General features: G+C 49.2%; 1 protein-coding gene. It reads left to right on the top strand.

What is annotated here, in order from left to right:
• On the top strand, positions 1-518 hold a 518-nt coding region (locus CYP05_RS00975; RefSeq protein WP_141090261.1), incomplete at both ends, for an aminotransferase class V-fold PLP-dependent enzyme.

Raw genomic sequence — 518 nt, 5'->3', positions numbered from 1 at the left:
TTATGGACGAAAACGTCGCTCTTGACGCCATAATGAGCGCAAACAACGAAACCGGCATGCTCTTTCCAATAAAAGAGCTTGCCAAAGTTGCCCACGAATACGGCGCTTTATTTCACACTGACGCCGTGCAAGCAGTCGGCAAGATAAAGATAGACGTTCAAGACTTGGACGTTGATTTTCTAAGCTTTTCAGCGCATAAATTTCACGGACCAAAGGGCGTTGGAGCGTTGTTTATAAAAAATAGCATGCCACTAAGCAGCTTGCTTCACGGCGGTGAGCACATGGGCGGACGCAGAAGCGGCACACTTGATGTACCAGGCATCGTTGGCATGGGCAAGGCGCTTGAACTAGCAAATAAATTTATGGATTACGAGCATTCGCACGTTCGCCGTTTGCGTGACAAACTTGAAGACGCGCTACTGCAAATTCCTGACGTTAGCGTCGTTGGCAAAAAAGAGCAGCGCGTGCCAAACACCATCCTAGCATCTATCAAAGGCGTCGAGGGCGAGGCGATGCTT

This window comes from Campylobacter concisus, assembly GCF_002913545.1.
Taxonomy (GTDB): Bacteria; Campylobacterota; Campylobacteria; order Campylobacterales; family Campylobacteraceae; genus Campylobacter_A; species Campylobacter_A concisus_AV.
This window is presented reverse-complemented; position numbering and strand designations above follow the sequence as displayed.